The sequence below is a fragment of the Dysosmobacter sp. genome, from assembly GCF_034093755.1.
GTDB lineage: Bacteria > Bacillota > Clostridia > Oscillospirales > Oscillospiraceae > Oscillibacter.
On record NZ_JAXEBZ010000009.1, the window covers coordinates 14,990 to 37,780 of the forward strand.

Consider the following 22,791-nt stretch of genomic DNA (forward strand, 5'->3'; position numbering starts at 1 on the left):
AACAACAATGATGCAATCCCGTACCCATACCTGCGGGGAGCTGCGGCTCGCCGACGCAGGCAAGTCCGTCACCATCGTGGGCTGGATGGAAAACGTCCGCGTGGTCAGCGCCAGCCTGGCCTTCGTGGTGGTCCGCGACTTCTACGGCACCACCCAGGTGGTGGCCGACACCGAGGACATGGTGAACCAGTTCAAGGCCATCACCAAGGAGTCCACCATCTCCGTGGAGGGCGTGGTCCGCGAGCGCGACAGCAAGAACCCCAAGCAGCCCACCGGCGACATTGAGGTGGTGCCCGCCAAGGTGACGGTGCTGGGCCGCTGCCAGCACAACGAGCTGCCCTTCCAGATCAACCGCAGCCGGGAGGCCGACGAGGCCCAGCGGCTGAAGTACCGCTATCTGGACCTGCGGAATCCCGCCGTCAAGAGCAACATCGTGCTGCGGTGCAATGTGGTGGCCGCCCTGCGGCAGGCCATGACCGCCCACGGCTTCCTGGAGATCACCACCCCCATCCTCACCGCCTCCTCCCCCGAGGGCGCCCGGGACTATCTGGTGCCCGCCCGGAACCACCCCGGCAAGTTCTACGCCCTGCCCCAGGCCCCCCAGCAGTTCAAGCAGCTGCTGATGACCTCCGGCTTTGACCGGTATTTCCAGATCGCCCCCTGCTTCCGGGACGAGGACGCCCGGGCCGACCGCTCCCCCGGCGAGTTCTATCAGCTGGATATGGAGATGGCCTTTGCCTCTCAGGAGGACGTGTTCGCCGTGTGCGAGGACGTGCTGCCTCCCATCTTCGCCAAATTCGGCAAGTATGACCGGGCTTCCTCCGCCCCCTTCGTCCGCATCCCCTACCGGGAGTCCATGGAGAAGTACGGCTCCGACAAGCCGGACCTGCGCATTGACCTGACGGTGCAGGACGCCACCAACCTGCTGGGCGGCTGCGGCTTCGGCCCCTTTGAGGGCAATGTGGTGAAGGCCGTGGTGGTGTCCGACTTCCACGAGACCCGCAAGTTCATCGACAAGACCCTCTCTGACGTGGAAGTGGTGTCCGGCGGCAAGCCCTACTGGTTCCGTCTGGACGAGAAGGGCGAGATCGTGGGCGGCATCGCCAAGTTCGTCAACCCCATCAAGGAGCAGGTCATCGCCGCCCTGGGTCTGAAGGCCAACGACTTCGTGGCCCTGTCCGCCGGCGCCCTGGGTGCCGCCCAGAAGACCGCCGGCGTGCTGGTGAAGACCCTGGGCGCCGCCGTGCCCGGCCACATGGACAAGGAGCAGTACGCCTTCTGCTGGATTGTGGACTTCCCTATGTATGAGATCGGCGACGAGTCCGGCGAGCTGGAGTTCTGCCACAACCCCTTCTCCATGCCCTCCGGCGGTCTTGAGGTGCTGCTGAAGGCGGAGCGGGGCGAGATCGACCCCCTGAGCATCACCGCCGACCAGTACGATCTGGTGTGCAACGGCGTGGAGTTGTCCTCCGGCGCCGTCCGGAACCACGATCCGGAGATCATGATCAAGGCCTTCGAGCTGGTCCGGCTGGGCGAGGCGGACGTGAAGGCCAAGTTCCCCGCCATGTACAACGCCTTCACCTACGGCGCGCCCCCCCACGCGGGCATCGCTCCCGGCGTAGACCGGATGGTGATGCTGCTGGCGGGCGAGGACTCCATCCGGGAGATCATCCCCTTCCCCATGAACAAGAACGCCCAGGACGTGATGATGAGCGCCCCCTCCGAGGTCACTCAGAAACAGCTGGACGAGCTGCATATCGCCCTGGTCAAGCCGGAGGAGTGATTTCTCCACAGGTTCCTGCATTGAAAAGAGGACTGCCTGCATGGCAGTCCTCTTTTTTTGACACCGGGATCGGTGGGGGGGCGCGAGTTCCCCGCGGAGGATAATGCACCGATTTCGGTGCGGGAAATTGCCGGGACCCCGGCGGGAATGCACCCGTCCGGGTTCTGGGAGTGCCGACCATCGTCGGCGGGATTGCACCCCCCATTCTTTTTCGTCTTGCCGAAAAAGAATGCGCCGTGCACGGTGGAAGAAAAAGGCGCTGGGCGTGACCTTTGCTCCGCAAAGGTCAGACCGGGGGTCTCCTCAGACTCTGCCGACTAAGTCCGGCAGCCTTCTGCCGGGTGCGGAGGACCTGTTGCTTATCGGCAGCTTTCCGCCGCAGGTTGCGGAAGTGCGGCGGTTGTCGGGGTGGAAAACCGAAAGGTCTGTTCTTCTCTTCCCGCGCGTTCCGCTTCGCTACGCGCATACCCGGAGTGGTTATCGTTTATTTCCCAGGTAGGGCGTAGCGAAGCGGAACGCCCGGGGCCAACACGCAGGGGCCTTTCGGTTCCGCACCCCGTTGACCGCCCAGGCCCCAAATTGCGACGGCAGATTTTCAATCTTCATTCAATGTTCAGCGCACCCGGCAGAAGGCTTCCGGGCATAGGAAGCAGTGTCTGAGGAGACTCCCGGTCTGGGCTTTCGGCAGAGCCGAAAGCCCACGAAACGTGTTTCTTTTCCACCGCTCCGGCGGCGACTTTTCTTTGCACAGGCAAAGAAAAGTGGGGGCCGGGAAGCCGCAGCCTTCGCTGCATCTCCCGGTGATCACCGGCACACCGCACCGGGTCCGGCGCAATTTCCGGCGCTCAGTTATGCAGCTCCAGCAGCTTCTGCTTCAGCTCGCCCTCGATGCGGCCCAGCTCCGCCTCCGCCTCCCGGCGTTTGGCGGCGCCCTCCTTCTGGATGTTCAGCACCTCGTCCAGGGTGGAGATCAGCTGCTGGTTGGTGTGCTGCAGCGTCTCGATGTCCACCACGCTGCGCTCCGCCTCCTTGGCGGCCTGGACGGTGCCCATTTTCAGCATATCCGCGTTCTTTTTCAGCAGCTCGTTGGTCATCTCCGTCACGGCGCTCTGGGCCGCCGTGGCCTGACGGGTGTGCTCCATGCCCAGGGCCAGCACCATCTGGCTCTTCCACAGGGGGATGGTATTCACCAGGGAGGACTGGATCTTCTCGATCATGATGGTGTCATTGTTCTGCAGCAGCCGGGTCTGGGGGCCCATCTGAACGGACACCATGCGGGTCAGCTCCAGATCGTGGAGTTTCTTTTCAAACCGCTCGCACATCTGCACCATATCGTTGTACCGCTGGGCGTCCTCCTGGGCGCCGCTGGCCTCCGCCCGGGCCTTCAGGGCAGGCAGCTCGTTGGCCCGCACGTCCGCCAGCTTCCGCTTGCCCGCCAGGATGTACATGGTCAGCTCCTTGTAATACTTCAGGTTCAGCTCGTACATCTGGTCAAACATGGCCACGTCCTTCAGCAGCGTCACCTGATGCTGCTCCAGCTCCCGGGCGATCTTCTCCACGTTGCTCTCCACCTTGGCGTACTGGGCCTTCATGGTCTCAATCTTGTTCCCGGCCTTTTTCCGGAGGCCGAACAGGCCCTTCTTCTCCTCTTCCTGGCCGAAGCCCTTCAGCTCCACCACCAGCTCGGACAGGGACTGGCCCACCTCACCCAGGTCCTTGGTGCGAACAGATTTCAGGGCGCTTTCGGAAAAGCCCGCCACGTTTTTCTGGGCGGCGGCGCCGTACTGCAGCACCATGTTGGAATCCATGATATCAATCTTTTTGGAAAACTCCTCCACGGCCTTTTTCTCCGCGTCGCTGAGCAGCCGCTCGTCCATCTCCACCGGCTCCGCCTTGGGCTTCTCCGGCTCAGGAACGGCAGGGGCGGCGGGGGCGTTGGGCTCCAGGGTCAGGGCGGGGACCTCCTCCGCCGCGGCGGCGGTGGGATTCAGGGTCAGCTCGGGGATACTGTTGTCACTCATGGTTCGTTCCTCCGTTTATGTTTTTATTTTCGTCAGTGGGCTCACAGCTCCAGCCGGATGCCGTCATCTCCTCCGGATGTCTGGGCTTTCAGGGGCTGATCCGTCAGGCCCTCCCGGGCCATCATGTTCTCCAGCACGGTGATGTCGGTGGAGATGTCCAGGGCCTCGCTGCCGTACAGGCTGTCCAGCTGCTTTTCAAAGGCGGTGACGATGGTCTCCATCATGCCCTCCACCTTGGTCATGGTGGCGTTCACGTTCTCGCCGGAGATGCCGGCGGAGCTGGCCCGGTCATAGGCGTTGAGCAGCTTCAGCGTGGTGGGCAGGTAGTAATCCATGAAGCGGCGGATCTGGGGCAGCTTCTCCGGGTCCTCTTTCACCCGGTCGAAGATCCGCTGGGACACCTGCTCCAGCCGGACGATCTGGGCGGAGATGGTCTCGTCGGCAATGTTGTCATCCAGCCGCTTCATCTCCGCGATGGCCAGGCGGCCGTCCTTCAGCATTTTATCCAGCCCGGCGCTGCCGGTGGATGTCTCCTTGGGTGCTTCCTCCTTCTTCGGCTCCGCCGCCGGTTCCTTCACGGACGCGCACAGCAGCTGCACCCCCAGAAACACCGCCGCCGACGCGGCGATGACAATCAGGAAGTGAACCGGCCGGTACAACGGGAAGAACAGGGCATACACCAGCCACACCACGGCGGCGGCGTAAAAGGGAGCCACCGGTTTACGGGCAGTCATCGCAGGACCTCCTTGCGTTCATTGGCGAAAGGCGAACCTTTCACACATTACCACGATTATACCGCGCTTTGGCCGGAGGGTCAAGAGAAAGCCCGGGCAGGATCCTGCCACAGCGGAAAGTCCGGCGGCCGGAAGGTGCACCAGGCAAACACGAACACCAGCGCCCACAGCGCCAGCAGCCCCGCCGCCTGCTGCCACCCGGCGTCGAAGGTCCCCCGCCGCAGCAGCCGGCAGTCCAGGGCGAACAGCAGCGCCGCCGCCAGCACAAACAGCAGAATATCCGCCCACAGGGCATGGACGCCCAACGCCCCGGTGTAGGCGTAATAGGCCGCCGGGAGGAACGCCAGCGCCGCCAGCAGTGACACCGCCCGCGCCGCCGGGAGGTTGGGGTACTGCCGCCCCAGCGCCGCCTGCTGCACCAGCGTGAACAGGAACACCGGCACCAGCAGCAGCTTCATGTGCTCCCACACCGACTCATTGACGGCGGAGATCACCGCCGCCCACACCGCTCCGCCGGTCCAGTCATACAGAAAATGCAGCGCCGTTCCCGCCAGCACCGTCCAGAAAAAGCCTCCGGTCTCCCAGTTCCGCAGCCGTTTGCCCATACCGCACCCCCGAAAATGAAAAGCCGCGGCCAGTTACGGCCGCGGCTTCATTTTATGCAGGTTTTTGCCGGTTATCCCCGGTAAGTGGGCACCACAATGCCCCGCAGCTCCGGCGTCACGGTGAAGGACGCGCCGGGGAGGGTGGTCACCTCGCCGCCGCAGAACAGCTCCAGGAACCGCTCCACGCCGCCCACATTGGGCAGCCCGTAGGGCGCGTGGCGGTAGTGCATGGGCACGGTGCAGCGGGGGCTGATCTGCCGTGCCACCGCCTTGGCCTCCTCCGGCCCCACGGTGTACACGCCGCCCACCGGCACCAGCAGCACATCCACCGCACCGATGGCGGACACCTGCTCCGCCGACAGCAGATGGCCCAGGTCCCCCAGGTGGCACACCCGGACGCCGTCCGCCTCAAACACCCGGATGGTGTTGCTGCCCCGGAGGGCGCCGCCCTTTTCATCGTGAAACGAGGACACCTCCGTCACCGTGAAGGGGTTCTCCCCCTCCGGCAGCAGCGTCACGCCCGCCGTGTAGTTGTGGTCATGGTGTCCGTGGCTGCAGTAAACGGCGTTGGCCTCGGCACGGACGTCCGGATACCCCGCCACACCCTCGTAGGGGTCAGTGATGATGGAAAAGCCTCCCTGCTCCAGCCGGAAGCAGGCGTGGCCCAGCCAGGTGATGGTCATAAGCGGCCCTCCTTGTTTGTTTGGATGGACCCACTATATCACATTTCGCCGGATTTGTCATCCGCCGGAGGGATGGCTTTTTTCGCCGCCTTCCGCTTCCGCCGCCGGCGCGCCGCCGTCACAACCGCTCCAATCACCGCCAGCAGAATCAGCACCGCCACCCAGTTGTAGGCCAGGCCCACCGCCAACTCCTCCAGCCCGTCGGTGAAGTTCCGCCAGCCGGAGGACAGGGCGGAGCCCACCCGGTCACCGAAGGTCTCCGCCGCCTCCTCGGTGTTGGACAGGCGGTAGACCTCCTGCAAGGAGATGCAGACGGTGGAGTAGTCTACCAGGGCGTCATAGTGCTGCAGCTCGCCGGACAGGGACTCAATGCGCTCCTCCGTCTCGGAGATGGCGCTCTCCAGGGTGATGATGTCCTCCATGCTCTCCGCCCGGGCCAGCAGTTCCTGCAGCCGCTCCAGCTTGGTCCGCTGGGTCTCCAGGCGGCCCGCCGTGTCATAGTAGTACTCACTGACATCCTCGCAGGAGGAGGTCTGCCAGGTGACGTGGCAAAGCTGCCCCACCTGGTTCAGAAACGGCTGGAACTGCTCCGCCGGAATCCGGACGGTGTAGTTGGCGCTGCGGTAGGTGCGGCCATAGTCGCCGGCGCTGCTGCTCTCAAAGTAGCCCCCCGTCCGCTCCACCAGGGCCGTCAGGTCCGCCACGGCGCTGTCAAAGGCTGTAGTCTCCATCTGCAGATCAGCAGTGTAGATGCGCTTGGCCCCCTGGGGCGCCTCCGCGCCGCTTCCGGCCATGGGCGCCGCAGCAGGCTCCGCCACTTCCGTGGCCGCCATGGCCCACCCTTTTTCCTCCGCCATGGACATTCCGTTGGAGACTGCATTGCTTGCGGTGGCGCCGGAGCTGCTGCCGCAGCCGGACAGCGCCAGCGCAGCCGCCAGCACCAGCGCAGCCAGAGACAAATGCTTCTTTTTCATGAGAGATCCTCCTTCCGAATTTTGGTCCTTTGCCTCTTTAGACGGCTAACGGAGCAAAAAGTTTCCGCTGACAGGAAAAATTTTTGCTTCTTCCAAAGGGTGCGGACCGGCGGCGTCTTGCACTTTTCCCGCCGGTTTGCTATCATAGGAGCAGTCTCAAAATAAGGAGGACATACCCTATGCCGTACTTTTCCATCAAATCCTATCCCCGGGATGACGAGCAGAAGCGAATCATGGTGGAGCGCGTCTCGGAGGTGATCAAGGAGGTCTGGGGCTGCCCCCAGGAGTCCATTACCATTTCTCTGGAGGAAATCACCCCTGAGGATTGGGAGGAAAAGGTGACCCACGATCTGGTGGAGCCTGCCATGGACAACGTTCTGATCCTTTCCGGCAAAAAGCTGGGAATCATGAACCGCGAGTAAGAAAACAGATTTCGGAGGAAACATTCATGACTTATCAGGAGATTCTTGCCAACGCCCGCACCTGCGTGGGCCCCTACTGCAAGGCCTGCCCCACCTGCAACGGCATGGCCTGCAAAAACACCGTCCCCGGCCCCGGCGCCAAGGGCATCGGCACAGGCTTCATCCGCAACTATCAGAAGTGGCAGGAGCTGTGCGTCAACATGGACACCATCTGCGAGAACAAGCCGGTGGACACCACCTTTTCGCTGTTCGGCCAGACCTTCGCCCTGCCGGTGTTCGCCGCACCCGTGGGCGCCATGCAGCTCCACTACGGCGACAAGTATGACGATCTGACCTACAACGACATTCTGGTGTCCGCCTGCGCGGAGGCCGGCATCGCCGCCTTCACCGGCGACGGCACCAACCCCGCCGTGGTGGAGGCCGCGGTGAAGGCCATCGCCAAGAACCATGGCCACGGCGTGCCCACCATCAAGCCCTGGGACGTGGACACCATCCGCGGAAAGATGGACCTGGTCAAAACCGCGGACCCCTTCGCCATCGCCATGGACATTGACGCGGCGGGCCTGCCCTTCCTGAAAAACCTGACGCCCCCCGCCGGCAGCAAAACCGTGGAGGAGCTGCGCCAGATCGCCGACGCGGCGGGCAAGCCCTTCATCCTCAAGGGCATCATGACCGTCCGGGGCGCCAAGAAGGCCCTGGAAGCCGGCGCGGCGGGCATCGTGGTGTCCAACCACGGCGGCCGGGTGCTGGACCAGTGCCCCGCCACCGCCGAGGTGCTGCCGGAGATCGCCGACGCCGTGGGCGGCAAGATGGCCATTCTGGTGGACGGCGGCATCCGCACCGGCATGGACGTGTTCAAGGCCCTGGCCCTGGGCGCCGACGGCGTGCTCATCGGCCGCCCCTTCGTCACCATGGTCTACGGCGGCGGCGCTGAGGGCGTGCAGGTGTACGTGGACAAGCTGAAGGCCGAGCTGGCGGACACCATGGCCATGTGCGGCGCCCACTCCCTGGCGGATATCGACCGCAGCATGATCTTCAGCAAGTAAGAAAGCCGGAAAAAATACGCTGTTCCTTGTAGGAACAGCGTATTTTTTATGGTTTCCACCGTCGCCGAACCGCACCTGACCGTCAATGCTCGTACGCGCCATATCGGCTCAGCCAATGCCGCCCCAGGCGGCGCCTACCGCCAGCACCAGCAGCGTCACGCCGCAGAAGCCGTATTTCGCCAGCGGGTAGAACCAGCCGCCGATGGGCTTCTCTCGGCCCAGATTCACCTGGGACAGGCAGTATTCCTTTCCGCACACCCAGAAGAAGCCGATGCCCGCCAGCGCCGCCCCCAGAGGGCAGACGTAGATGGAGCACACGTCCATCCAGCCGGACACCACGCCCTGAATGCACAGGCTCACCGCCATGGCAAACCCGCCGGTAACGGCTACCGCCGCCGGGCGGTTCAGCCGGAACAGCTCCTGCACCGTGGCGGTGGGAGCCTCCAGCAAATTGATGAGAGAGGTGAGGCCCGCCAGGGTCACCGCCGCAAAGAACACCATCATGATCACCCGGCCGCCGGGCATATTGGAGAACAGGTTGGGCAGGAACACAAACATCAATCCCGGGCCGCTGTTGCTCAGCTGCTCTCCGGCGGTGGCCATGGCAGGGATGATTACCAGCGCCGCCAGCATGGCCGCGGTGGTATCGAACAGAGCCACCATCCGGGCGCTGTAGGGCACGTTCTCCTCCTTGTCCAGGTAAGAGCCGTAGATCAGCGTACCGTTTCCGGCAATGGACAACGAGAAGAAGGCCTGGCCCAGGGCGTAGACCCACACGGCGGGGTCCAGCAGTCCCCGGGGGTCCAGCACGAAGATGTAGCGGTAGCCCTCCGCCGCGCCGGGCAGGGCGGCCACGTACACCGCCAGCCCCACAAACAGGAAGAAGAACAGGGGCATCATCACCTTGTTCACCTTCTCGATGCCTCCGCCCACGCCGAAGGCCATCACCAGCAGGGCCGTCAGCAGCCCCGCGATCTGCCACAGGTTGTTGCCCCAGGCGCAGGCGGTGGCGTCAAACAGGCCGCCGAAGCCCTCCACGCCGGAGTACTGCCCCATGCCGCCGGTGAAGGCGGCGAAGGCGTATTTGAAAATCCAGCCCATGACCACGGCATAGCCGATGGCCATCGCCAGGGACCCCAGCACGGGGATGAGGCCCAGCAGCCGGCCGGGCCGCTCGCTTCCCCACCGCTGCTTCGACGCCAGGCCGAAGGCCTTCACGGGGCCGCCCTCCGCCGCCCGGCCGAAGGCCATCTCGCCGATGACGCCGGTGGAGCCGATGAGCACCACAAACAGCAGATAGGGCAGCAGGAAGGTGGCGCCGCCGTACTGGGAGACGCGGGTGGGAAACAGCCAGATGTTGCCCATGCCCACGGCGGAGCCGATACAGGCCAGGATGAAGCCCCAGCGGGAGCGGAAGCTGTCCCGGGATTTGGATGTACGCATCATGGTTCCTCCTCAGCGCCCGGTGTCCGGGCTGGATTGGGTTTGTGTGTCCGGCGGTCCGCCGGCGGCGGCGATCTTGGCCTCCGTCTGCCGGTCGATCTCCGCCTTCAGCCGCCGCAGATAAGGGGAAAACTCCACGTTTTCCGCCCCGTAGGTCCGCTGCAGGTCATATTCCAGGGGCAGCCAGGTGGCAATGTCTCCCTCGTTGTGCTGGATCACCGCCTCCAGCTTGTCCAGGGCCTTGTAGAGTCTGGCCTCGTCGGTGGTCTGTTCCTCCATCTCCGAGAGCAGCGCCTGAAACTCCGCCCGCTGGCGCTCCGGGAAGCCTGCCACCCAGCTGTGGAGCAGCCGGTCCTCAGTATCCCGGTGGGCATCCGTCTTTTCAAAGGTGGGGATATCCCCGGTAAAGGCCTCTCCCAGGTCATGAATCAGGCACATGCGGATCACCCGGTCCATGTCCAGGGACGGGAACTCGTCCGCCGTCAGCAGGGCCATCAGCGCCAGACGCCAGCTGTGCTCCGCCACGCTCTCCCGCCGCCCGGCGGAGGTATAGGCGTGGCGGGGGACGCTTTTCAGCCGCTCCGCCACCGCCAGAATGTCCAACAGGGTTTTCGGTTCCATGATTTCCTCCTTACGCCTCGCCGCCCATGAGCCACAGAGCGCCCTCGCTGGCGCTTCCCACGCCGCTCCGATAGGGCCGCAGCATGCCCGGCGCCGGGTGATCCGGACGGCGGATGTGCTTCCGCCGCTCCGCCAGCTCCTCATCGGAAAGCTCCACGTCCAGCCGTTTATGCTCCAGATCGATGGTGATGATATCGCCGTTTCGCACGCAGGCGATGGGGCCGCCCTCCCAGGCCTCGGGGCAGATGTGGCCCACGCAGGGGCCGCGGGAGGCGCCGGAGAACCGGCCGTCAGTGATCATGGCCACGGAGGTGTGAAGCCCCATGCCCATAAGCATGGCGGCAGGGATGGACATCTCCCGCATGCCGGGGCCGCCCCTGGGACCCTCGTAGCGGATTACCAGCACGCAGCCCGGCTCCACTTTGGAATGGAGGAAGTGGTCCATCAGGTCCTCCTCCGACTCAAACACCACGGCAGGGCCACGGTGGTAATACATTTTGGGGTCCACGCCGCTCTTTTTCACCACCGCGCCGCCGGGGGCCAGGTTGCCGTACAGCACGGTGAAGCAGCCGTCTGGCAGGTAGGCGTGCTCCCGGTCCCGGATGACGTCCGGATTCACCGGCCGGGTAAAGCCGTCCAGCACCGCCCGGAGGGTGCCGCCGAAGGCCATGGGCACGTCCAGGTGGAGGCTGTCCCGGATGGCGCGGAGGGTTCCCGCCACGCCGCCGGCCCTGTGATAGTCGGTGAGGTGATACCGGGAGGAGGGCTTGAACTTGGCGATCACCGGCACGCTCTCCTGAATGGCGTCCAGCTCCCGCAGGTCCAGCGCCACCCCGGCGGTCCGGGCGATGGCCATCACGTGCATGACGAAGTTGCTGGACCCGCCGGTGGCGGAGGCGTGGCGGATGCCGTTTTCGATGGACGCCCGGGTCAGGAAGGCCCGGGCGGGAACGCCCTCCCGCACCAGCTCCACAATCCGCTCCCCCACGTCCCGGGCCTGCCGGGTTTTGGCGGCGGAGCAGGACAGCATGGTGGTGGAGCCTATGGGGCACAGGCCCACCACCTCCGCGAACACCCCCATGGTGTTGGCGGTGCCGTACATGGAACAGGTGCCGCAGGAGAAGCAGATGTTCTCCTTGTAATCGCCGAAGGTCTCCTCCGTGATCTTCCCGGCGTTCCGGGCGCCGATGGCCTCCTTCAGGTCCGGGGTCACCAGGGTCTCATCACCGGTTTCGTAGGGCACCATGGACCCCGCCGTCAGGAACAGGGAGGGCACGTTGACGGAGGCGGCGGCCATCAGCATTCCCGGCACAATCTTGTCGCAGGAGCAGAGGAACACCAGCCCGTCGAAGGCGTGGGCCTTGGCCATGGCCTCCGCCGACGCGGCGATCAGGTCCCGCTGGGGCAGGATGTACTGCATGCCCAGTAGCTGGGCCATGCCGTCGCAGGGGGCGGGAACGGTGAACTCCGCCGGGGTGCCGCCGGCGGCCCACACCCCCTCCTTCACGTGGTTCACCAGCTCCTTGAAGGGCTTGTGGCCGGGGTTCACGTCGTTCCAGGAGTTGACGATGCCGATCACCGGCTTGCCCAGGTCCTTTTTCCGGTAGCCCACGGCGCCCATCAGCCCGGTGTAATAGGCGTCCGCCATGCTGTCGTGATGCTGTTCCATGGTGTTCCTCCCCATGTTGGATTCCATTTCCAATATAGCAAACCCGGCGGCATATGGCAAGAGGACGCGAAGCAGCCGGAAAGGGAAATCCCCTTTCCGGCTGACAGCCTCAGCCCAGTACGCCCCGCGGCTCCGGCAGCAGCGGCAGGTCACGGAGGATCTCCGCCTCCGCCGCCTCATACTCCCAGGGGTGGGCGGCCCGGCGCATCTTTTTGGCCAGCTTCTCGTTTTCCCCGAACAGGCGGATCAGGAAGAACCACAGTTCCTTCATCCGCTGGGCAGCGGGGTTGTCGTCGCCGTAGTCCGCCCGGTAGCCCTCATACAGCCGCCGGGTGAACGCCGCGATCTCCTCCCGGGAGGCGGTCGGGCCGCCCCGGAGCTTCCGGCCCAGGGCCGGGTCGGCGATGAGGCCCCGGCCCAGCATCACAGCCTCCACGGCGGGAAACCGGTCCTGAAACGCCGTCACGTCCGCTGCCGTCACCAGGTCCCCGTTGTAGCACACCGGCGCCTGCACCCGGGGCAGCGCCCGGGCGAAGGCCTCCAGCCGGGCGGGGCGCTTGTAAAAGTCCTCCCGCACCCGGGCGTGGATGGTCAGCTCCGCAATGGGGAAGCGGTTGTACACCGCCAGCAGTCCGTCAAACTCGTCCTCCTCCCGGAAACCCAGCCGGGTCTTGACGGAGACGGGGAAGTCCGGCAGGGCGCCGTACACCGTCTCAAAAAACACCGCCAGCGCCGCCGGGTCCCGCAGCAGCCCGGCCCCCTTCCCCTTGCCGGTCACCGTGCCGGAGGGGCAGCCCAGGTTCAGGTTTACCTCCCTGTAGCCCATGCCCCGCAGCAGCTCCGCCGCCCAGAGGAAGTCCTCCGGCCGCCTGGCCATGATCTGGGGCACCACCCGGGCAAGGTCATTGTGCTCCGGCGTCAGATCCCGGCGGTCCCGCTCCGTCACCCGGTGCTCCCCGGTGGGGGAGAAAAAGGGGGTGTAATAGCGGTCGATGCCGCCGAACAGCTCTGCGTGAAGTGCGCGGAACCGGTGGGTGGTGACGCCCTGCATGGGGGCGGCGTACAGTCGCATAAAAGGTCCTCCCGCGGTCAAAGATTCCCTTTCAGTATACGGCAGTCCCGGCCGCCGCGCAAGCCCCGCCTTTTCCGCCGCCGGCGGGCGGGGTCCTCCGTCACGGCGCAGAAGCCCGCTGCCGCGCCGCCTCCCAGCACCACGTAACCCGCCAGCAGCCCCTCCGCCAGCGCCTGCCCCTCCGGGCTCCAGCCGATGAACCAGGCGTTCCACGCCAGCACTGCCGCCCCCAGGGCGAACATCACCCACAGATCCTGGTGAAATCCCGGTGCCGTTGTCCATCTCTTTTTCATTGCCATGCTCCTCCCTTTCGGCGTATTGCCTTTTCTGTTCTGGTTTCAGCATAGCAAACAGGGCGCTCAGAAATCTGAGCACCCTGTAACATTACCGGTATTTTTCCGCGATGGCCGACCCGTCGGCCAGAAGCTGGCGCCGCAGCGACTCCGGGTGCAGCACCTCGCAGCCGGAGGGGCCGTACTGCAGGGCGAAGAACCGGACGTTCCGGGCGGTGCCGGTGATGCGCACCTCCATCATGCCCTCCCCGGTCTCCCGCATGGCCGCCCGGTCCCCGAAGGTGTCCCGGACGTAGCCCGCCAGATCCGCGGGCATCCGCAGCACGATGACCTCCAGCTCTCCGCTGAACATCATGCTGTGGGTGGCGGCGTACTCCGCCAGATGGAACCCGTCCCGGCAGCCGGGCAGCTTCCGCACATCCTCCGCCGGCCGGTCCGGCAGCACCTCCGCGTCGGTGAGCCGGTCAATGCGGTAGTGGCGGAGCATCTGCTCCCCCTCCTTGCAGCACACCAGATAGTACTGGCCGTTGGTGCAGATGATGCCGTAGGGGGACACCACGTGCACCTCCCCCACTCGCTCCATGGAGCCGTCGGGCCGCACGGTGTTGCGGAAAAAGGTGGCCTTCGCGCCCCGCTCCATGGCCTCCTCGAACTGCTCGATGTTCCGCAGGAACTCCACGTTGCCCTGGTGGCTCCACTGGTCCGCCATGTGGACGTGCTTCACCTTTTTTCCGAAATCATCGCTGCCCAGGCGCATCAGCTTGTCAATGAGGTACCGGGCGTCCACCGGCGGCAGGTACTTGGAGGCCATGACGCCGTCGATGAGCACCCGCAGCTCCGTCTCGTCGAACAGGCGGACGGCGTAGGAGCCTCTGGAGGTGCGCTCGGCGTAGCCCATGGACTCCAGCGCCGCCACGGCGGCGGCCACGGTGTTCCGGGCCAGGGTCACCCGCTCATCCTGCTGGATGTGGGCGATGATCTGCAGATTGGACAGGGGCTTTTCCTCGCTGGCGTAGCGCTCCAGCGTCCGCAGCACCTGCAGCGGCACCACGCGGTTGCTGCCCATGGATGACATGGCGAATCCCTCCCGGCATCGTTTTTCCCATCATACCACGTTCCGCCGCCCACCCGCAACGCCCGGGATTGATTTTTCCGCCGTTTGTGGTACACTGGGATCACAGGCCGCCGGCCTGATTTCAGAAGAACGCGAGGTTCCGTCCATGTTAGAGTGCTTTTCCCGGCTGACCCCCACCTGGCTCAAGCGTGCCACGGTTTACAGCGGCTCCGTGGGGCCGTTCCGGAAGGATTTCCGCTTCCGGCTGGAGCAGGACAAGGATGCCGGACAGATCCACGCCGCCGTGTACTCCAAAGTGTGCTACGAGCTGGCGGAGGACATTGTGCGGGAGGACTTCCCCTGGGACGAGCCGGGCATTGAGGCCATGAAGACCTGGCTGCAGGAGCGGTACGAGGAATTCGCCGCCGGGCAGGAGGCCGCCCCATGAAGCTGCTGGTGCTGTCGGACTCCCACGGCTGCGTGGAGAACATGGCCCGGGCGGTGGAGCGGACCCGGCCGGACCTGATCTGCCATCTGGGGGACTGCTGGCGGGACGCGGAGCAGCTGCGGATGCTCTTCCCCTCCATCCCCATGGAGCAGGTCCCCGGCAACTGCGACTTCCGGCCGGACGCGGCGGCGGAGCGGCTGGTGTTTCTGGCGGACCGGCGGGTGCTGCTGTGCCACGGCCACACCTACGGCGTGAAGCAGTCCCTGATCTCCGCGGGCTTCGCGGCGGAGGAGAAGAACCTGGACCTGTTCCTGTTCGGCCACACCCACCGGCCGCTGTGGGACTTCCGGCGGCGGACGCTGTTTGTCAACCCCGGCAGCATCGGCCGGGGCGCCCGGCCCACCTACGCCGTGGCGGAGCTGGCGGAGGGACAGCCCATCACCGGACAGATTGTGGAGCTTGCATAAAAAATCACCCCGGATGATTCCGGGGTGATTTTTGTTCGGAACATTCAGATTTTAACCAGTTCATACTGGCGGGTGCCGATGCCGATCTTCTCGCCGTGCTCCACGCACACCTTCCAGTCGGTGTCCGGGTGGTTGGCGTACAGCAGATCGTCCCTGCCGCAGTCGCAGCCGCTGTCCTTGTCAAACAGGACGGAGCCGGGCAGGGGCTTCTGGGCCGCCACCGCGTCGGCGCAGGCCTGGTCCAGGGCCACCGGGTCGAAGGAGGCGAACATGCCGATGTCCGGGGCGATGGGGGCGTCATTCTCGCCGTGGCAGTCGCAGTTGGGGGAGATGTCCTGCACCAGGGACACGTGGAAGCAGGGCCGGCCCGCCACCACCGCCTTGGTATACTCGGCGATCTTCTTGTTCAGGATGTCGGGAGCCTCGTCATTGGCGGCCTCGATGGCGTCCTTGGGGCACACGCCCAGGCAGCGGCCGCAGCCCACGCACTTGTTCTGGTCAATGGCGCACTTGCCGTTTTCGATGACCGGCGCGCCGTGGGCGCAGATTTTGGCGCAGGCATGGCAGCCCACGCACTTCTTCTCCTTGACGTAGGGCTTGCCGGCGCTGTGCATCTCCATTTTGCCGGCCCGGGAGCCGCAGCCCATGCCGATGTTTTTCAGGCAGCCGCCCATGCCCGCCTGCTCATGGCCCTTGAAGTGGGTCAGGGACACAAACACGTCGGCGTCCATGATGGCCCGGCCGATTTTGGCGGCGGTGACGTACTCGCCGCCCTCCACCGGCACCTCCACCTCGTCGGTGCCCTTCAGGCCGTCGCCGATGAGGATGTGGCAGCCGGTGGCGTAGGGGTTGAAGCCGTTGAGATAGGCGGACTCAATGTGGTCCAGGGCGTTCTTCCGGCCGCCCACGTACAGGGTGTTGCAGTCCGTCAGGAAGGGCTTGCCCCCCTGGGACTTCACCAGGTCCACCACCACCCTGGCCCAGTTGTGGCGCAGGAAGGCCAGGTTGCCCGGCTCGCCGAAGTGCATCTTGACGGCAACGTACTTGCCCTCCATTTCAATGTCGCCGAAGCCGGCGGTCATCATCAGCCGGGCCAGCTTCTGGGGCAGGTTCTCCCGCCAGCTGGGGCAGCGGAAATCCGTGAAATAGACCTTTGCTTTCTCTGCCATGTCGTTTCTCCTCTTTCTCTTTTTCCTCTCCGGCAAAAACCGGTCAGTCCTCCCCCAGATCCACCGAGATGTGGTCGGTGCCGTGGGCGTCGAATTCGTCCAGATAGGTGTCGATGCGCTCCATCAGCTGGTCGTAGTTCTCCCGGGTCAACGGCTCCCCGTCCATATCCCGGAGGGCCATCTCCTCCGCCAGAATCTCGTAAAAGGCCACGTCCTCATAGTCGGCGATGACCTCGTGAATGCCGCCGTCGGCAAAGGCCCGGGAGGGGATGATCTCGCCGTCCAGCCGCTCCGCCAGCTTCCGCATGCCGCAGGTGGGGGCGTAGGAAAAGATCAGGCTCTCCACCTGGTCATACTCCCGGATGCGGTCATTTTCCCGGGTGGAGTTCATCACCCAGTTTCCGATGTATACCAGATCCAGCAAATAGCGGTATTGCTGATCCGTCAGTTCAATGTTCATGGACTTGCAGACACCTCCGATCCATTGTCCAGTGAAAGCTGATACTCATTATAGCAAACCCTCCCGGAAAAAGCCATACTCTTGCCGGGGGAATTTCCGCAAAAAATATGGGAAAGCTGTCAAAACTGTCTTGCGGCCCTTTCCAAGACATAGTATAATATGAAATTCAGATGCCGTTTTCTCCTTCCCCGGCGGAAAACGGCTGCTTGGAGGTTTCTCTATGGACAATCGCCCCATCGGCGTGTTTGACTCCGGACTGGGAGGGCTCACCGCCGTTCGCTCCCTGCGGCAGATTCTGCCGGAGGAAAATCTCATCTACTTCGGCGACACCGCCCGGGTCCCCTACGGCGGCCGCTCCCGGGAGACGCTGCTGCGCTACGCCCGGCAGGACGTGCGCTTTCTGCGGACCCACGATCTGAAGGCCATCCTCATCGCCTGCGGCACCGTGTCCACCACGTCTCTCACCACCCTGCAGGCGGAAAACGACCTGCCCATTGTGGGCGTGGTGGAGCCCACCTGCCGCCGGGCCGCCGCCATGACAAAAAACAAACGGGTGGGCCTCATCGCCACCCTGGCCTCCGTCCGCTCCGGCGCCTACGAGGCGTGCCTGGCCCGCATCGCTCCGGAGGTGCAGGTATTCGCGAAGCCCTGTCCCCTGTTTGTGCCCCTGGTGGAAAACGGGCGCATCCACCCCGGCGACATCGTCATTGAGACGGTGGCCCGGGAGTATCTGGAGCCGCTGCTGGAGACGGGCATTGACACCCTGATTCTGGGCTGCACCCACTACCCGCTGCTGTCGGAGATCATCGGCAGCATCTGCGGACCCGGCGTGACGCTGGTGTCCGCCGGAGAGGAGTCCGCCTTCGAGCTGAAGCGGCTGCTGAAGGCCCGGGAGCTGCGGGCGGACCCCCGGCGCGCCGGAACGGCGGAGTTCTGCGTCAGCGACCGGGTGGAGGATTTCGAGCGCATCGCCTCCCTCTTTCTGCAGGAGGAGCTGCGCCACGGCGCACGGAGGGTTGACATTGAGCAGTATTGAACCCAACCGCGTCCCGGTGATCATCACCGTCCGGGGTGAGCAGTACTATGACGGCGCTGACCCCGACGTGACGGAGCTGATGACCGAGGGCTATCTCACCGAAGGGGAGGACGGGCTGTCCTTCTCCTACCAGGAGACGGACCTCACCGGCATGGAGGGGACCACCACCACCTTCACCGTGCAGGGCCGGCAGGCCATCCTCACCCGCACCGGTACCGTCAACTCCCAGATGGTGTTTGAGGAGGGCAAGCAGCACACCTCCCTTTACGGCACCCTGTTCGGCAGTCTCACCGTGGACATCCAGACCAGCCGCCTGCGGCACAATCTCACCGCCCGGGGCGGGATTCTGGAGATCCGCTTCACCATTGCCGTGGAGCACACCGTCACCGGAAAGAACATGTTCAAAATCCGGGTACGGACCAAAAGCTGACAACACAAACTCAACAGAAGAGGTACGATATTATGATCCACATGATCCAGAACGCGAAAGACCAGGCCGCCCGGCTGACCATGGACGCCTACCGCGCCGCCGTGGCCCGGGGCAAGCTGCCGGAGGCCGACGTGAAGGGCGCACCCGTGGAGATTCCCAAGGACACGAAAAACGGCGACTTCACTACCACCTTTGCCCTGGCCGCCGCCAAGCAGCTGCGGATGGCCCCCCGGAACGTGGCCCAGCAGCTGCTGGAGCACCTGAACCTGGAGGGCAGCTACTTCGCCTCCGCCGAGATCGCCGGCCCCGGCTTCCTGAACTTCCGGCTGGACCCCGTCTGGCTCCGGGACGTGATGGCCGCCGTGGAGTCCGAGGGGGAGGCCTACGGCACCTCCGACACCCTGAAGGGCCAGAAGATCATGGTGGAATTCGTCTCCGCCAACCCCACCGGCCCCATGCACATGGGCAACGCCCGGGGCGGCGTGCTGGGCGACACCCTGGCCGCCGTGCTGGCCGCCTGCGGCGCCGACGTGTCCCGGGAGTTCTATGTCAATGACGCCGGCCACCAGATCGACAAGTTCGCCCACTCCATTGAGGCCCGCTACCTCCAGATCATTCTGGGGGAAGACGCGGTGGCCTTCCCGGAGGACGGCTATCAGGGCGGCGATATCCGGGACCTGGCCCGGGCCTACTATGACGCCCACGGCGATGAGCTGCTGAACGCCGACCCGGCGGAGCGGCAGGAGAAGCTGGCCCAGTTCGGCCTGTCCGTGAACCTGCCCCGGATGAAAACCGACCTGGAGCGGTACAAGATTCACTATGACACCTGGTTCTACGAGTCCACCCTCCACGAGAGCGGCTACGTGGCGGAGACGGTGGACCTGCTGACCGCCAAAGGCTGGACCTATGAGAAGGACGGCGCCCTGTGGCTCCGCACCGCCGACATCATGCGCCAGAACCTGCTGAAGGCCGGCAAGAAGCAGGCGGACGTGGACAAGCTGGACCTGAAGGACGATGTGCTGCGCCGGGCCAACGGGTTCTACACCTACTTCGCCGCCGACATCGCCTACCACCGCAACAAGTTCGCCGTCCGGGGCTTCGACCGGGTCATCAACGTCTGGGGCGCCGACCACCACGGCCACGTGGCCCGTCTGAAGGGCGCGCTGGACGCCCTGGACCTCAACGGCACCGAGAAGCTGGACATTGTGCTGATGCAGCTGGTGAAGCTGCTGCGGGACGGCGAGGTGGTGCGCATGAGCAAGCGCACCGGCAAGGCCATCAGCCTCCACGACCTGCTGGACGAGATCCCCGTGGACGCCGCCCGCTGGTTCTTCAACGCCAAGCCCGACACCCAGATGGAGTTCGACCTGGGTCTGGCGGTGCGGGAGGACTCCGAGAACCCCATCTATTACGTGGAGTACGCCCACGCCCGCATCTGCTCTCTGCTGCGGACCATGGAGGCGGAGGGAATTCACGTCCCCGCCATGGCGGACGTGGACATCGGCCTGCTGTCCGGCGAGACGGAGACCGCCCTCATCAAGCAGCTGTCCCAGTTCTGCGAGGAGATCCGCCTTGCGGCCCGGGACTACGATCCCAGCCACATCAACCGCTATCTGGTGGAGCTGGCGGGCTGCTTCCACCGGTTCTACACCGCCTGCCGCATCAAGGGGGAGGATGCCCGGGTGGCCGCCGCCCGGCTGAAGCTGGCAGACTGCACCCGGGTGGTGCTGCGCAACGGCCTGCGCCTCATCGGCGTGGAGGCCCCGGAGAAGATGTAAGCGCAAGAAGATGTCATCACACAAAAAGCCCGTGTCCGCCGGACACGGGCTTTTTCTTGACAAATTTCCCCGGCCGCCGTATGATTCTTTCCAATCACAACATTTCTCAGGAGATGTGGCATGAAATCCAAAACCGCTTCCAGCAGCTGGGGGACCGCTCTCCGGGCCGCCTTTCCCGTCACTCTGCCGGTGCTCACCGGCTTCGCCTGCCTGGGGCTGGCCTACGGCCTGCTGATGCAGGCCAGAGGCTACGGCCCTTTCTGGTCCGCCCTCATGTGTCTGGTGTGCTACTGCGGCAGCATGCAGTACGTGGCCATTGCCCTGCTCACCGCCGCCTTTGACCCGCTGCAGGCCTTTTTGCTGTCCGTCATGGTCAACGCCCGCCACATGTTCTACGGCTTGTCGCTGCTGGAACAGTACAGGGGCATGGGCGCCGCCCGGTTCCCGCTGATATACACCCTCACCGACGAGACCTTTTCCCTGGTGTCCTCGGTGAAGGTGCCGGAGGGCGTGGACCGGAAGCGGTTCTACCTCTCCGTCTCCCTGCTGAACTACGTCTACTGGTTCGCGGCCTCCCTGCTGGGAGGTCTGCTGGGCAAGGCCCTGACCATGGACCTCACCGGGGTGGACTTCGCCCTGACGGCCCTGTTTGTGGTGCTGTTCATGGAGCAGTGGAACAAGAAAGAAAGCCGCCCCGCCGGGCTGGTGGGACTGGGCTGCGCCGCGCTGGCCCTGGGGCTGTTCGGCGAGGACCTGGTGATTCCCGCCATGGCGCTGATCCTGGCGGTGCTGCTGGGAGGGAGGAAGGTGCTGTGCAGATGACGCCGTTTCAGATCATCGCCACCATGCTGGCCATCGCCGCTGGCTGCCAGCTGACCCGGTGGCTGCCCTTCCTGCTGTTCCCGGAGAACAAAACGCCGCCGAAAATCGTGCAGTACCTGAGCCGGGTGCTGCCCCCCGCCACCATGGGGCTGCTGGTGGTGTACTGCCTGAAAGGGGTCCGGTGGACCGCCGCCCCCCACGGCGCGCCGGAGCTGATGGCCATCGCGGCGGTGGTGCTGCTCCACCGCTGGAAGGGAAACGTGCTGCTGAGCATCGCCGGCGGCACCGCCGTGTACATGGCCCTGATCCGCCTGGTCTTTTAAAAAAAGGTCCCGCCCGCGGTCCGCCGCGGACGGGACCTTTCCTTTACCGCACCGGCCGCAGCCGCAGCCACCGGCCATTCTCCGTTCCCAGCAGCCCCACCGCCCGCTCCATGGCGAACTGTGGCTCATCCTGCCCGTTCACCACAATGGCAAGCTCCCGCCGGCGCACAGCCCCGCCGCTGTCCGGAACCTCCACCCAGGTCAGAATATACCGGAGGTCCGCGGTCCTCCACCGTCCGTCCTCCCACAGCTCCGCCGTCTCCTCCCGGACCATGGAGGCTGTCAGCGGCGGAAAGGACGCCCGGGACGCATTCCGGTATCCCCGGAGAATATGCCGCCGGAGATACGCCTCGTACCGCCGGGCAGCCGTGTCCGGCTCGAGCCTCCGGCGGACGTTTGCCAGCTCCGCCGCTGTCAGCGCGCCCTCCGCCGCCAGCCGCTCCGCCGCCTCCAGCTGCTCTTCCCTGGTCATTCCCGCCGCCCCCTTTCTGTGTCCGTCCATTATATAACATTTTGTTATATAAATCAATATAACAAAATGTTATACATATACTTTTGTGTATCCATCCATGCCGGAAAGGAGACACAAGCCATGTACCGCAGGATTCGTGACCTCCGGGAGGACCGGGACTTGCTGCAGACGGACCTTGCCCAATACCTGAACTGCTCCCAGGTGTGCTACTCCCACTATGAAAACGGAAGGCGGGATATCCCCACAGAGGTGCTGATCCGCCTGAGCCGCTATTATGATACCAGCGTGGACTACCTGCTGGACCTCACCAACGAAAAAAAGCCCTATCCCCGGAAGAAGTAGAAAGACGCCGCCCCGCCGTAAAACGGCAGGGCGGCGCCGGTCATTTCAGCTCGTCCAGAGTCAGGGAGAAGCTGTCCATAAACGTGTCCAGGAAGTAGTCCACCTCCGGCAGGCCGTACTCCTCCAGGGACCGGCGGGTCTGGGCCGCCGCCTCCCGGAACTCGGCGTTGCCGGCCTTCAGCTCTTCCACGCACTTGATGTAGGCGGACAGCTTGTCCGCCGCCTTTACCAGCCGCCGGGTCTCCGGGTCGTACTCGTCCAGGATCTCCCCGTAGACGCCCCGCAGCTCCTCCGGCAGCATGGACACCAGCTTTTCGTTGGCCACTGCCTCCACCTGACGGTAGGCCGCCTGAATGGCGGGGTTGTCATACTTCACCGGGGTGGGCATGTCGCCGGTGAGAATCTCCGAGGCATCATGGTACAGCGCCGCCACCGCCACCTTACCGGGGTCCGTGTGGCCGCCGAACTTCTCGTTGCGGATCACCGCCAGGGCATGGGCAAGCACCGCCGCCTGATGGCTGTGCTCCTGCACGTTCTCCGGGGCGGTGTTCCGCATCAGCGCCCAGCGCTGGATAAACCGCATCCGGGAGATATAGGCAAAAAAGTGACTTTTCACGTCCGACT

General features: G+C 64.7%; 26 protein-coding genes. 11 read left to right on the plus strand and 15 right to left on the minus strand.

Annotated elements, in window-relative coordinates; genetic code table 11:
• Positions 1-7: 7 nt before the first annotated feature.
• Positions 8-1,783, plus strand: coding sequence for an aspartate--tRNA ligase (gene aspS, locus SOX55_RS00710; protein ID WP_325285513.1), 1,776 nt, complete (start codon positions 8-10; stop codon positions 1,781-1,783).
• An 845-nt stretch (positions 1,784-2,628) separates the two neighbouring features.
• Here aspS and SOX55_RS00715 read toward each other — a convergent pair.
• From SOX55_RS00715 to SOX55_RS00735, 5 genes are all read right to left on the minus strand, one after another.
• Positions 2,629-3,804 (minus strand): toxic anion resistance protein, encoded by a 1,176-nt coding sequence (locus SOX55_RS00715; protein ID WP_325285514.1) that lies wholly within the window; start codon positions 3,802-3,804, stop codon positions 2,629-2,631.
• Between the two features lie 41 nt (positions 3,805-3,845).
• On the minus strand, positions 3,846-4,538 hold the full coding sequence (locus SOX55_RS00720; protein ID WP_325285515.1) for a 5-bromo-4-chloroindolyl phosphate hydrolysis family protein: 693 nt from the start codon (positions 4,536-4,538) through the stop codon (positions 3,846-3,848).
• Positions 4,539-4,618: 80 nt separating this feature from the next.
• Positions 4,619-5,143, minus strand: a complete 525-nt coding sequence (locus SOX55_RS00725; protein ID WP_325285516.1) for a DUF6512 family protein — start codon at positions 5,141-5,143, stop codon at positions 4,619-4,621.
• Positions 5,144-5,214: 71 nt separating this feature from the next.
• Complete coding sequence (locus tag SOX55_RS00730) at positions 5,215-5,826, minus strand: MBL fold metallo-hydrolase (RefSeq protein WP_325285517.1); 612 nt, start codon at positions 5,824-5,826, stop codon at positions 5,215-5,217.
• A 38-nt stretch (positions 5,827-5,864) separates the two neighbouring features.
• Positions 5,865-6,800 (minus strand): DUF4349 domain-containing protein, encoded by a 936-nt coding sequence (locus SOX55_RS00735; RefSeq protein ID WP_325285518.1) that lies wholly within the window; start codon positions 6,798-6,800, stop codon positions 5,865-5,867.
• An 83-nt stretch (positions 6,801-6,883) separates the two neighbouring features.
• On the opposite strand from SOX55_RS00735, the gene SOX55_RS00740 reads away from it, so the two are divergent.
• Complete coding sequence (locus tag SOX55_RS00740; RefSeq protein WP_325285519.1) at positions 6,884-7,222, plus strand: tautomerase family protein; 339 nt, start codon at positions 6,884-6,886, stop codon at positions 7,220-7,222.
• A gap of 26 nt (positions 7,223-7,248) precedes the next feature.
• Positions 7,249-8,268, plus strand: coding sequence for an alpha-hydroxy-acid oxidizing protein (locus SOX55_RS00745; protein WP_325285520.1), 1,020 nt, complete (start codon positions 7,249-7,251; stop codon positions 8,266-8,268).
• A gap of 108 nt (positions 8,269-8,376) precedes the next feature.
• Here SOX55_RS00745 and SOX55_RS00750 read toward each other — a convergent pair whose 3' ends face one another.
• The 6 genes from SOX55_RS00750 to SOX55_RS00775 form a co-directional block, all read right to left on the minus strand.
• Entirely contained in the window at positions 8,377-9,714 is a 1,338-nt protein-coding gene (locus SOX55_RS00750) for a sodium-dependent transporter (protein ID WP_325285521.1), read from the minus strand.
• 9 nt (positions 9,715-9,723) lie between these two features.
• A complete protein-coding gene (locus tag SOX55_RS00755) occupies positions 9,724-10,332 on the minus strand; it encodes an HD domain-containing protein (RefSeq protein ID WP_325285522.1) in 609 nt (202 codons plus the stop codon).
• A gap of 10 nt (positions 10,333-10,342) precedes the next feature.
• Positions 10,343-12,001: a dihydroxy-acid dehydratase gene (gene ilvD / locus SOX55_RS00760; RefSeq protein WP_325285523.1), complete on the minus strand. Its 1,659-nt coding sequence runs from the start codon at positions 11,999-12,001 to the stop codon at positions 10,343-10,345.
• A gap of 109 nt (positions 12,002-12,110) precedes the next feature.
• Positions 12,111-13,073 (minus strand): tRNA dihydrouridine synthase, encoded by a 963-nt coding sequence (locus SOX55_RS00765; RefSeq protein ID WP_325285524.1) that lies wholly within the window; start codon positions 13,071-13,073, stop codon positions 12,111-12,113.
• Between the two features lie 17 nt (positions 13,074-13,090).
• Positions 13,091-13,366 (minus strand): hypothetical protein, encoded by a 276-nt coding sequence (locus tag SOX55_RS00770; RefSeq protein ID WP_325285525.1) that lies wholly within the window; start codon positions 13,364-13,366, stop codon positions 13,091-13,093.
• Between the two features lie 91 nt (positions 13,367-13,457).
• Complete coding sequence (locus SOX55_RS00775; RefSeq protein ID WP_325285526.1) at positions 13,458-14,441, minus strand: helix-turn-helix transcriptional regulator; 984 nt, start codon at positions 14,439-14,441, stop codon at positions 13,458-13,460.
• A gap of 145 nt (positions 14,442-14,586) precedes the next feature.
• Here SOX55_RS00775 and SOX55_RS00780 point away from each other — a divergent pair, with 145 nt between their 5' ends.
• Positions 14,587-14,868, plus strand: a complete 282-nt coding sequence (locus tag SOX55_RS00780) for a hypothetical protein (protein WP_325285527.1) — start codon at positions 14,587-14,589, stop codon at positions 14,866-14,868.
• Positions 14,865-15,335, plus strand: coding sequence for a metallophosphoesterase family protein (locus SOX55_RS00785; RefSeq protein WP_325285528.1), 471 nt, complete (start codon positions 14,865-14,867; stop codon positions 15,333-15,335). The genes SOX55_RS00780 and SOX55_RS00785 overlap by 4 nt, the downstream gene beginning before the upstream one ends.
• A 44-nt stretch (positions 15,336-15,379) precedes the next feature.
• Here the strand turns inward: SOX55_RS00785 and SOX55_RS00790 are convergent, their stop codons facing one another.
• Complete coding sequence (locus SOX55_RS00790) at positions 15,380-16,504, minus strand: DUF362 domain-containing protein (protein WP_325285529.1); 1,125 nt, start codon at positions 16,502-16,504, stop codon at positions 15,380-15,382.
• Between the two features lie 43 nt (positions 16,505-16,547).
• Entirely contained in the window at positions 16,548-16,964 is a 417-nt protein-coding gene (locus tag SOX55_RS00795) for a hypothetical protein (protein WP_325285530.1), read from the minus strand.
• A 220-nt stretch (positions 16,965-17,184) separates the two neighbouring features.
• On the opposite strand from SOX55_RS00795, the gene murI reads away from it, so the two are divergent.
• The 5 genes from murI to SOX55_RS00820 all read left to right on the plus strand — a co-directional run bounded on the left by murI (position 17,185) and on the right by SOX55_RS00820 (position 21,353).
• Positions 17,185-18,000, plus strand: a complete 816-nt coding sequence (gene murI, locus SOX55_RS00800) for a glutamate racemase (RefSeq protein ID WP_325285531.1) — start codon at positions 17,185-17,187, stop codon at positions 17,998-18,000.
• A complete protein-coding gene (locus tag SOX55_RS00805; protein ID WP_325285532.1) occupies positions 17,987-18,430 on the plus strand; it encodes a DUF1934 domain-containing protein in 444 nt (147 codons plus the stop codon). The genes murI and SOX55_RS00805 overlap by 14 nt, the downstream gene beginning before the upstream one ends.
• A gap of 32 nt (positions 18,431-18,462) precedes the next feature.
• Positions 18,463-20,208, plus strand: a complete 1,746-nt coding sequence (gene argS, locus SOX55_RS00810; RefSeq protein ID WP_325285533.1) for an arginine--tRNA ligase — start codon at positions 18,463-18,465, stop codon at positions 20,206-20,208.
• A gap of 120 nt (positions 20,209-20,328) precedes the next feature.
• Positions 20,329-21,030: an AzlC family ABC transporter permease gene (locus SOX55_RS00815; RefSeq protein ID WP_325285534.1), complete on the plus strand. Its 702-nt coding sequence runs from the start codon at positions 20,329-20,331 to the stop codon at positions 21,028-21,030.
• Entirely contained in the window at positions 21,027-21,353 is a 327-nt protein-coding gene (locus tag SOX55_RS00820; RefSeq protein ID WP_325285551.1) for a branched-chain amino acid transporter permease, read from the plus strand. The genes SOX55_RS00815 and SOX55_RS00820 overlap by 4 nt, the downstream gene beginning before the upstream one ends.
• 43 nt (positions 21,354-21,396) lie before the next feature.
• Here SOX55_RS00820 and SOX55_RS00825 read toward each other — a convergent pair whose 3' ends face one another.
• Positions 21,397-21,825: a hypothetical protein gene (locus SOX55_RS00825; protein WP_325285535.1), complete on the minus strand. Its 429-nt coding sequence runs from the start codon at positions 21,823-21,825 to the stop codon at positions 21,397-21,399.
• A gap of 120 nt (positions 21,826-21,945) precedes the next feature.
• On the opposite strand from SOX55_RS00825, the gene SOX55_RS00830 reads away from it, so the two are divergent.
• Positions 21,946-22,167 carry a helix-turn-helix domain-containing protein gene (locus SOX55_RS00830; RefSeq protein WP_325285536.1) on the plus strand — a complete coding sequence of 74 codons (222 nt, stop codon included), beginning with the start codon at positions 21,946-21,948 and terminating at the stop codon, positions 22,165-22,167.
• 40 nt (positions 22,168-22,207) lie between these two features.
• On the opposite strand, the gene yfbR is transcribed toward SOX55_RS00830, so the two are convergent.
• Positions 22,208-22,783 (minus strand): 5'-deoxynucleotidase, encoded by a 576-nt coding sequence (gene yfbR / locus SOX55_RS00835; RefSeq protein WP_325285537.1) that lies wholly within the window; start codon positions 22,781-22,783, stop codon positions 22,208-22,210.
• Between the last annotated feature and the right edge of the window lie 8 nt (positions 22,784-22,791).